An 8,340-nucleotide genomic window follows, 5' to 3' on the forward strand; every position below is an offset into this window, starting at 1 on the left:
GTCCCCGGGGGGGTCCCGCCCGGGGCCCCCATACCCCGCCCCCCCCTCGGCGCCCCCCGCGCTGGTTGGCCGCCGGGCCCCGGGGGGGGGGGGGGCCCCCCCCGCGCGGCCCCGCGCCGGCCGTCCGTCCGTCAGACCCGCTGCCACAGGGCCGGCGTGCTCGCCGGTGAACCGGCGCCCTGTGCCTGGTGGCTCTGCAGACACCGGTAGCGCACACCGTCGAAGGACACGGTGGTGCCGACCTCGTAGACCCGGCCCGCGGCCCACGCGTCCGCCGCCGCGTTGTCCTGCGGCGCGGGTGTCTGCGTCGCGGCGGCGGTCGTCTTCAGGGTGAGGCCGAAGTCGCTGAGCAGCGGATTGACCGGCTGGTAGAAGGTGGTCCCGCCGTTGGTGCAGTCGCCGGAGCCGCCGGACGTGGTGCCCTGTGCCTGGGTGCCCGACACGAAGGGGCCGCCGGAGTCGCCGGGTTCGGCGCACACCGTGGTCTCGGTCAGCCCGTTCACGGTGCCCTCCGGGTAGGTGACACTCGTGTCGTGCTGCTGGATCGTGCCGCAGTGCCATCCGGTGGTCGAGCCGGAGCGGCACACCGACGCCCCCACGAGCGCCTCCACCGACCCGGCGATCTGGATCTTCTCGCCGTCCTGCGCCTTGACGTCCGGCGTGGCGGTCCAGCCGGAGTTGACGCCCACCCAGGCCATGTCCTTGCCGGGGAAGGTGGAGGCCTGGAAGGTGCCCTGGTCGGCCTCGTTGAAGCCGGTGGTGGTGGCGCCCGGGTCGCCGCAGTGCCCGGCGGTGGCGAAGCCCTGCTGGTCGTCCTTGGTGACGGAGAACCCGATGGAGCAGCGGGCCTGGTCGTCGATGTAGTAGGCGTCGCCGCCGACGAGGTCCTCCAGCACCCGCGGCTGGTCCGGCGAGACGCGCACGCCCACGTCCTCGGCCGGCACTCCGGCGGCCTCGACGAAGGCGGCCGCGGCCGACTCCCCGGTGGCCTGGACGGTGACCCGGTTGGTCTTCACGTCGACGTACCAGACCGGAGTCTGCCGGGTCCGGGTGCGGACCGCGGCGGCGTCCAGCTTCTCCTTGACCGCGCGCAGCTCGGCGAGGTTGCGGCCGACGACGGCCGCCTTGGCGCCCTGCGCCTCGATGGCCGCGGTGTCCGCCGCGTCGGTGGTGGCGACGGTCAGCTCGGCTGAGGTCGCCCCGCTCACCCAGGCACCGGCGAAGCGGTCGCCCAGCGTGTTGCGCAGCATGCCCGCGCGGGTGCCCGCCTCCGCCTCGTTGACCAGCCGGGCCGCCGCCTGTCCGGGCGCCAGCTTCAGGTCGCGCTCCATCGCGCTCAGCATGCGCGCCGGCGCGGTGGCGGCGTCGGGCGCCTGGGCCACGGCGGGCCGCGGTCCGGGGACGGGCGGCGGTGCGGCCGACGCGGCCGAGGGGAGTGCGGTCAGGACCAGGGCGCCGAGCGCGGTGAGGGCTGCGCGGCGGCTGCGCGCGGCATGTCTGCCGACCATGCGATGTGCCTCCTTCGGACGCTGTGCGAGACAGCGGGGTTGGGTGGGCGACCGTGGGTCACGGTGCGCCTGCGGCGAAGTCACAGGCCTAGCCGCAAAGATCCGCCGCGATGCCCGGCCCCGGTCTGTTTCGCGCTATGGGGGACGCCGGGGGTGCCATGTGCAGTACGCGGACGCCCTGCCGCCGGGGGCGCGCCCGGGTCAGGCGGGCTTCAACCCCGGTTCGCCCGCCTCGGTGACGAAGGACCCGGCCGTGGTGACGGGAGCGCCGGGCGTGCTGATGGCGGAGACCGTCCTGAAGTCCAGGTGGGTGGCCTGACGGCCGAGTTCGGCCCGGACGTAGCCGCGCTTGCCGTTGTAGAACTTCATGTGCGGGTTGGCCTGCATGTACAGGTCCCAGTTGGCCGGCTTCTCCACGCCGTCCCGGCCGCTGGCCACCGAGGTGCAGGTGACCTCGGTGCCGACGGTGGCGGACGCCGGGTCGTCGAAGTCCTCCTTGACGTCGAGGGCGTAGCCCACGTGCACGTCGCCGGTGAGGATCAACCAGTTGTCGATCCCGGCGGCCTTCGCCCCGGCGACGACCCGGCCGCGCGAGGCGCGGTAGCCGTCCCAGGCGTCCATGGAGAGCGCGGCGTCGGCGGTCACGTCGAACTTGCGCTGGGAGAAGCACACCTGCTGGGGCATCACGTTCCACAGCGCCGTCGAGCCCTTCCAGCCGTCGAGCAGCCACTGCTCCTGCGCGGCGCCGGTGATGGTGCGCGCCGGATCGTCCGACTCGGCCCCGGGGGCGTGCGGCCGGTCGTCGTAGGCCTGGTCGGAGCGGTACTGACGGGTGTCCAGGATGTCGAACTGGGCGAGCGTGCCCCAGTGCAGCCGGCGGTACAGCCGGGCGTCCGGTCCCTGGGGCAGCTGGGCGGCGCGCAGCGGCTGGTTCTCCCAGTAGGCGCGGTAGGCGGCGGCCCGGCGCAGCAGGAACTCGGACGGCGGGATGTCGTTCTCGGGGATGCTGCCCGCGTAGTTGTTCTCGGTCTCGTGGTCGTCCCAGGCGACGACGAACGGGTGCGCCGCGTGCGCGGCCCGCAGGTCCTCGTCGCTCTTGTAGAGCGAGTAGCGCAGCCGGTAGTCCGCGAGGGTCATCGTCTCGCGGTTGAACACGTCGGGCAGCGTGACGTCGGCGTAGTGGCGCTCCCCGCCCTCGGAGTTCACCGCGTACTCGTACAGGTAGTCGCCGAGGTGGAACACCACGTCCACGTCGTCCTGGGAGACGTGGCGCAGCACGGTGTAGTAGCCGTCCATGTACGCCTGGCAGGCGACCGCCGCGAGCTTCAGCGACGAGGTGGCGCTGCCCGCCGCGGGGGCGGTGCGGGTGCGGCCCGCCGGGCTGAGCCAGGTGCCGGCGCGGAAGCGGTAGTAGTAGACGGTCCCGGGTGTCAGGCCCTTCACGTCGACGTGGACGCTGTGGTTGTACTCGGCGTGGGCGTCGGCGGTGCCCCGGAACAGGACGCCCGCGAAGTACTCGTCGAGGGCCACCTCCCACTCGACCGTGACCCGCTCGGTGCCCATCCCGCCGTCCTCCAGGAACGGCTCGGGCGCCAGCCTGGTCCACAGCAGCACCGAGTCCGGCAGCGGGTCGCCGGAGGCGACGCCGAGGGTGAAGGGGTCCTTGCTGATCCGGGCGCTGCGTTCGGGGGCGGCGACCGCGCCGCGGGCCGGCAGGTTGGTGGAGAAGGCGAGCGCGGCGGCGGCCGCGGTCACGGTGAGGAAGCGCCGACGGCCGAGGTGCCGGGCGGCGGCGCCCATCACGGCGTCGTGCGGGGAGAAGGCGTGCTCGGCCAGTGCGCTGGGACGGCCCGTGGGCGCCATCTGGTGTCCTCTCGTACAACGGGGCGATGCGCGGACCCCGCATGCTAAGCAGACAAAACTCCCTAAACGGGCAGGGCTTGCGGAGTGATCACACAGGAGGAGGTACGCGCGTGTGGGCCCGCTCCCTCCGGGGCACCCGGAGGCCATGGCCAGGACACGGCGTTACGACGTGGCGGCCTCCGGCCGCTGGTGGGACGAGGACGACAACCGCTGGCTGCCGGCCGGTGAGGTGCACGCCTGGGAGCCGGGCAGGAACGAGACCGTGTGCGGTCTGTCCCTCCACCGCTCGCGGCTCTCCCGGTTCTCCGCGGTCACCTGGACCGACGCGCTGCCCGAGTCCGGCGGCGCCGCCGACGCCGTCCGCCGGGTCTGCCCCCGCTGCGCCGCCGCGGTCGGCCGCCGTGGCGCGGACGCCCGGCCCGCCTGGCGGCGCGTCAACCCGCGCCCGTAGGGGCGGAAGAACGGTCCGGCCCCTCGGGTCACGCGACCGGCGGCTTGCTACGGCAGCGGTGAGCGGCTCACCCGGATCTTGGACTGGCCGTGCGGCCGCTTCTCCCAGTCCTCCATGAACCGCGCGTGCAGATGGTGCTGGGCGGCCAGGGTGAGCAGGGTGTCCGTGCGGTAGTAGAAGTCCTCGCGGAGCACCTGGTGCTCGGTGCCCTCCGTCCGGTCGAAGGTGAAGTCGAAGAACCCGGTCTCCGTCAGGACGCGTCCGACGTGCGCGAGGCACTCGTCGATGACGCTCAGCGGCGAGTGCGAGAAGACGCTGTGCGCGTGGATGACGTCGAAGTGGTCGTCGGGCAGGAACTCCAGCCGCAGGTCTCCGGTGATGGTCAGGTGGGGCAGCTTGGCCTGGAGTCCACGCTCGGTCAGGGTCTGCTTGGCGGCGATCAGGATGTCCGGCGAGATGTCGATCCCGTAGTAGTGGCCGGTATCGAGGTGGTCGATGAAACGCCAGCCGCCGCGCAGGTTGCCGCAGCCGATGTCGAGCATGCGGTGCTCGGGGCGCAGCCCGTGCTCGACCAGGTAGTCGAACTGCATCCGGCCGAGCGCCAGCCAGCGGTCGTGGGTCCGGCTGCCGACCGCGGCCTCCGGGTTGCGCCGGGTGTCGGAGGCCATCACCGCCCGGTAGTAGCCGACGTGGTCCGGGTGCTTGACCCGCAGCCATGCGTCCCGGCCGGCCCGGCGGACGTAGGGGGCGACGCGCTCGGGGTGGCGCAGCGCGTACCCGACCTTGTGGGTGAGCGCGGCACGGTTGCTGCGCAGCTTCTTCGGGGACTTGGCGTCCTTGGGCATGGGGGAACGACCTCCGTACGAGGGACTCGGACAGTGAGCGGTGCCGGGCGGGGGTGTCAGACCCGGCGGCGCAGCAGCAGGACCGTGACGAGGACGAGAGCGAGGGCGAGGCCGCCGAGCAGCACCGTGTCGGTCCACTGGAAGGCCCAGTAGTCGCCGGCCGGGTTGGCCTCGTAGTAGCGGGAGACATACCCGTGCCGGGCCATGCACTCCCGCAACTGGGACCCGGAGGGGAAGGCGCACTCCAGCACGGAGTCCCGGCGGCCGTAACCGGTGATCAGGCCGTACTGCCCGGTGGACCACTTGTCGCCCATCGGTTCCTTGGGCTGCCAGCCGTCGCTGACGTAGCGGTGCGGCGGTACCAGCAGGCGGGCCCGGTGCGTCCACTGCACCAGTACCGCCACCGCGCCGGTGACCAGCAGCGTCCAGGCCATCGCGGACAGCACCCGGCGCGTCAGCAGACCGGCTGCTCGCCCACCCTGGCCGTCGGGGCGATGCCGCCCTCGTGCACGACCCGCTCGGCGAGCGCCTGGTCCCACGAGGAGTTCAGCTTGCCGCCCATGCACAGGGTGTCGGCCACCGTGAAGCGGGGGTAGAGCGGCTTGTCCTGGGTCAGCAGGGCGACCCGGGTGCGTGCCGCGGCGCTGTCCGGCGCTGCGCCCAGGACCCGTATCTCCCCGTGCGTGGGGCGCAGCAGCCCGCCGGCCAGGTGCAGCAGCGTGCTCTTGCCGGCGCCGTTGCGGCCGACCAGGGCGGTGATCCGGCCGCGGGGCACCGTGAACCCGCAGTCCCGCAGCGCCCGGCCGCCGCGTGCCCGGTAGCGGAAGCCCAGCTCCGTGGCGTGCAGCGCGGCGGGCTCGTCAGGCCCGGTCATGCGTCCTCCTGTTTCCGTCCCCGGTCACCCGGGTCGTGCTCGTGTTGCTCGTGTTGCTTGTCGTGCTCGTGCTCGTGCTCGTCGAGGGCCGCCGTGACCAGGGCGAGTACGTCGTCCCGTTCCAGCCCGGCCGACTGGGCGCGTGCGACCCACTCGGCCAGCTCCGCCCGCAGCGGCGAGTCGTCCTCCGCCCCGGGCCGCGCCAGTGACCGCGTCACGAAGGTGCCGAGCCCGCGCCGCGAGCGGACCAGACCGGCCTGCTCCATATGGCGGTACGCCCGGAACACGGTGTTGGGGTTGATGGCGGTGGCGGCGACGACCTCCTTGGCCGTCGGGAGCTTGTCCCCGATCCGCAACACACCCATCCGGAGTGCCTGCTCCGTCTGCCGCACGATCTGCACGTACGCCGGGATGCCGCTCTGCCGATCGATTCGGTACTCGACCACGTCACCTTCCATGCTTTCATTAATTCATTAGTAGAAGCATGATCAGATCCCGTCCCGATGTCAAACGGCACCTTTGTGGACTCACGGTCCAGAGCCTGGACGTGTAGTCTGATTTGGATGAGTGAAACCACACTGGACGCCGAACGCGACGCCGTGCTCGCCGCGCTGCGCCCCGTCGTCGACGGGATCGCCGCCACGTTCGGGCCGGTCTGCGAGGCGGTGCTCCACGACTACCGGCGCCCCGAGCGGTCGGTCGTGGCCGTCGCGGGGTCCGTGACCGGACGGACGGTGGGCGGGGCGATGAGCGAGATCGGCATGCGCGTGCTCGCCCGCGGCGACGAGGCGCACGACGAGCTGAACTACGTGACGCGCACGGCCGACGGCACGCTGGTCAAGTCCTCCACCATGGTGCTGCGCGACTCCTCGGGCGCCGTGTTCGGCGCCTTGTGCGTCAATCTGGACGTCACCGCCGTCGACCGGGCCCACGCCCTCCTCGGCGCCCTCGCCGGGACCGCCCGCACCCCCGCCGAAGTCCCGGCGACCACCTTCGGCGACGACATCGACGCCGTGGTCGACGCCATCGTGGACGCCCACCCGCTGCGCCGGGACACCAGCTGGGCCGCGCTGGACCGGGAGCGGCGCCTCGAACTGTTCCGCGACCTCGACGGGCGCGGTGTCTTCGCCGTACGCCGCTCGGTCGAGCACGTCGCCGCCCGGCTCGGCATCTCCCGCGCCTCCGCCTACCACTACCTCGCCCAGGCCCGCGCCGTGACCGGCCCGGCCGCCGACACCCCCTGAGGACAGGACACCCGTGACGACCACCACCCCGCCGGTCACCCTGGACGACGTCCGCTCCGCGGCCGCCCGCATCGAGGGCGTCGCGCACCGCACTCCCGTACTGCGCTCGCGCACCCTGGACGCCCTCGTCGGCGCCGAGGTCTTCCTCAAGTGCGAGAACCACCAGCGGGTCGGCGCCTTCAAGTTCCGCGGAGCCTACAACGCGGCCTCCCGCCTCACCCCGGAGCAGCTGGCCCGGGGCATCGCCGCCTACTCCTCGGGCAACCACGCCCAGGCCGTCGCCCTGGCCGCCCGCGAGCTGGGCACCACCGCGGTGATCGTCATGCCCGAGGACGCACCGCCCTCCAAACGGGACGCCACCGTGGGCTACGGCGCCGAGATCGTCACCTACGACCGCTACACCGGTGACCGCGTCGCCATCGCCGAGGCCCTGGCCGCCGACCGGGGGCTGACCCTGATCCCGCCCTACGAGCACCCGCACGTCATCGCGGGCCAGGGCACCGCCGCCCTCGAACTGGTCCAGGAGACGGGAGAGCTGGACGCGCTGGTCGCACCGGTCGGCGGCGGCGGACTGATCGCCGGGAGCGCCACCGCGGTCAAGGGCTTGCACCCCGGCACCCGGGTGATCGGGGTCGAGCCGGAGGCCGGTGACGACACCAGGCGCTCCCTGGCGGCGGGCCGGCGCGTCACGGTGCCGGTCCCGCGCACCATCGCCGACGGGCAGGCCCTGCCCACCCCCGGCGAGTTGACCTTCTCCGTCAACCGGCGGCTGCTCGACGGGATCGTGGTGGTGTCCGACGACGAGATCCGGGACGCGATGCGGTTCGCCTTCGAACGCCTGAAGACCGTCCTGGAACCCAGCGGCGCCACCCCGCTGGCCGCCCTCCTGAGCGGCCGGACCGACGCCCTGCCCCGCCGCGTCGGCGTGATCCTGTCCGGCGGCAACGTGGACGCCGCCCGCTTCGCCGAACTCTGCGGCCCGCCCCGCTGACGACGCGCCTGCCCCGAATGGCGGCGCCGAGTTGACAGGCGGACGATGGAAGGGTGGGGCCAGGGAAAGGAGGAGCGTCATGCTGCAGGCAAAGACGCTCGACAAGCCGGACGAGCGGCGCGATTTCCCCCGCGGGCACATCGAGGCCGTACACATGGAAGGGCTCGACTTCGCCGTCGCCACGTTCGAACCGGGCTGGCGCTGGTCGGAGTCCGTGGCGCCGATCGCCGGCACCGACAGCTGCATGATCCACCACAACTGCTACGTGGTCGAGGGACGCATGCGCGTCCGCATGGACGACGGCACCGAGAGCGAGGTGGGCCCGGGCGATGTCTTCGTCTGCTCGCCGGGCCACGACGCCTGGGTCGTGGGCGACGGACAGTGCGTCGTGTACGACTTCGCCGGCAGTATGGCGAAGGAGTACGCCAAGGCCGACTGACCGGACGTCCGGAAGACAGCGAGGAGAGGGGGGCGACCCCCCCCCCCGGCGCCCCCCCCCCCCCCCCCCCCCCCGCCCCCCGCACCCCCCCCCCCCCCCCGGGGGGCCCCACCCCCCCCGCCCGG

At 73.1% G+C, this 8,340-nt stretch carries 10 protein-coding genes; 4 read left to right on the forward strand and 6 right to left on the reverse strand.

The genetic code is table 11. The features are described from left to right. Positions 1-131 precede the first annotated feature (131 nt). Positions 132-1,508, reverse strand: coding sequence for an alpha-lytic protease prodomain-containing protein (locus ACZ6IM_RS28310; RefSeq protein ID WP_469560200.1), 1,377 nt, complete (start codon positions 1,506-1,508; stop codon positions 132-134). Positions 1,509-1,709: 201 nt separating this feature from the next. Next, positions 1,710-3,371 (reverse strand): alkaline phosphatase D family protein, encoded by a 1,662-nt coding sequence (locus ACZ6IM_RS28315; protein ID WP_469560203.1) that lies wholly within the window; start codon positions 3,369-3,371, stop codon positions 1,710-1,712. 145 nt (positions 3,372-3,516) lie between these two features. Here ACZ6IM_RS28315 and ACZ6IM_RS28320 point away from each other — a divergent pair, with 145 nt between their 5' ends. Then, positions 3,517-3,822 carry a hypothetical protein gene (locus ACZ6IM_RS28320; RefSeq protein WP_469560206.1) on the forward strand — a complete coding sequence of 102 codons (306 nt, stop codon included), beginning with the start codon at positions 3,517-3,519 and terminating at the stop codon, positions 3,820-3,822. A gap of 47 nt (positions 3,823-3,869) precedes the next feature. Here the strand turns inward: ACZ6IM_RS28320 and ACZ6IM_RS28325 are convergent, their stop codons facing one another. Genes ACZ6IM_RS28325 through ACZ6IM_RS28340 form a run of 4 tightly spaced genes read right to left on the reverse strand, consistent with a single transcriptional unit; the run spans position 3,870 to position 5,999 of the window. Beyond that, positions 3,870-4,667: a class I SAM-dependent DNA methyltransferase gene (locus ACZ6IM_RS28325; protein WP_052842603.1), complete on the reverse strand. Its 798-nt coding sequence runs from the start codon at positions 4,665-4,667 to the stop codon at positions 3,870-3,872. A 56-nt stretch (positions 4,668-4,723) separates the two neighbouring features. Further along, entirely contained in the window at positions 4,724-5,101 is a 378-nt protein-coding gene (locus ACZ6IM_RS28330) for a hypothetical protein (protein ID WP_469560209.1), read from the reverse strand. 20 nt (positions 5,102-5,121) lie between these two features. Continuing rightward, positions 5,122-5,541 carry an ATP-binding cassette domain-containing protein gene (locus ACZ6IM_RS28335; RefSeq protein ID WP_469560212.1) on the reverse strand — a complete coding sequence of 140 codons (420 nt, stop codon included), beginning with the start codon at positions 5,539-5,541 and terminating at the stop codon, positions 5,122-5,124. Further along, positions 5,538-5,999 (reverse strand): GntR family transcriptional regulator, encoded by a 462-nt coding sequence (locus ACZ6IM_RS28340; RefSeq protein ID WP_469560215.1) that lies wholly within the window; start codon positions 5,997-5,999, stop codon positions 5,538-5,540. The genes ACZ6IM_RS28335 and ACZ6IM_RS28340 overlap by 4 nt, the downstream gene beginning before the upstream one ends. Before the next feature lie 105 nt (positions 6,000-6,104). Here ACZ6IM_RS28340 and ACZ6IM_RS28345 point away from each other — a divergent pair, with 105 nt between their 5' ends. The 3 genes from ACZ6IM_RS28345 (at position 6,105) to ACZ6IM_RS28355 (ending at position 8,215) form a co-directional block, all read left to right on the forward strand. Next, positions 6,105-6,785 (forward strand): PAS domain-containing protein, encoded by a 681-nt coding sequence (locus ACZ6IM_RS28345; RefSeq protein WP_052842605.1) that lies wholly within the window; start codon positions 6,105-6,107, stop codon positions 6,783-6,785. A gap of 13 nt (positions 6,786-6,798) precedes the next feature. Beyond that, the gene (locus ACZ6IM_RS28350; protein WP_469560219.1) at positions 6,799-7,776 is read left to right on the forward strand and encodes a pyridoxal-phosphate dependent enzyme; all 978 of its coding nucleotides are present in this window, start codon (positions 6,799-6,801) and stop codon (positions 7,774-7,776) included. Between the two features lie 79 nt (positions 7,777-7,855). Further along, the gene (locus ACZ6IM_RS28355) at positions 7,856-8,215 is read left to right on the forward strand and encodes a cupin domain-containing protein (protein WP_052842607.1); all 360 of its coding nucleotides are present in this window, start codon (positions 7,856-7,858) and stop codon (positions 8,213-8,215) included. The last annotated feature ends 125 nt before the right edge of the window (positions 8,216-8,340 follow it).

The organism is Streptomyces sp. NPDC042336, assembly GCF_055581985.1.

Excerpts from the sequence above, each read along its gene's own strand:
- ACZ6IM_RS28315 (WP_469560203.1), bottom strand. The coding sequence starts at position 3,371 with ATGGCGCCCACGGGCCGTCCCAGCGCACTGGCCGAGCACGCCTTCTCC.
- ACZ6IM_RS28325 (WP_052842603.1), bottom strand. The coding sequence starts at position 4,667 with ATGCCCAAGGACGCCAAGTCCCCGAAGAAGCTGCGCAGCAACCGTGCC.
- ACZ6IM_RS28340 (WP_469560215.1), bottom strand. The coding sequence starts at position 5,999 with ATGGAAGGTGACGTGGTCGAGTACCGAATCGATCGGCAGAGCGGCATC.
- ACZ6IM_RS28345 (WP_052842605.1), top strand. The coding sequence starts at position 6,105 with ATGAGTGAAACCACACTGGACGCCGAACGCGACGCCGTGCTCGCCGCG.
- ACZ6IM_RS28335 (WP_469560212.1), bottom strand. The coding sequence starts at position 5,541 with ATGACCGGGCCTGACGAGCCCGCCGCGCTGCACGCCACGGAGCTGGGC.
- ACZ6IM_RS28355 (WP_052842607.1), top strand. The coding sequence starts at position 7,856 with ATGCTGCAGGCAAAGACGCTCGACAAGCCGGACGAGCGGCGCGATTTC.
- ACZ6IM_RS28320 (WP_469560206.1), top strand. The coding sequence starts at position 3,517 with ATGGCCAGGACACGGCGTTACGACGTGGCGGCCTCCGGCCGCTGGTGG.
- ACZ6IM_RS28330 (WP_469560209.1), bottom strand. The coding sequence starts at position 5,101 with ATGGCCTGGACGCTGCTGGTCACCGGCGCGGTGGCGGTACTGGTGCAG.
- ACZ6IM_RS28310 (WP_469560200.1), bottom strand. The coding sequence starts at position 1,508 with ATGGTCGGCAGACATGCCGCGCGCAGCCGCCGCGCAGCCCTCACCGCG.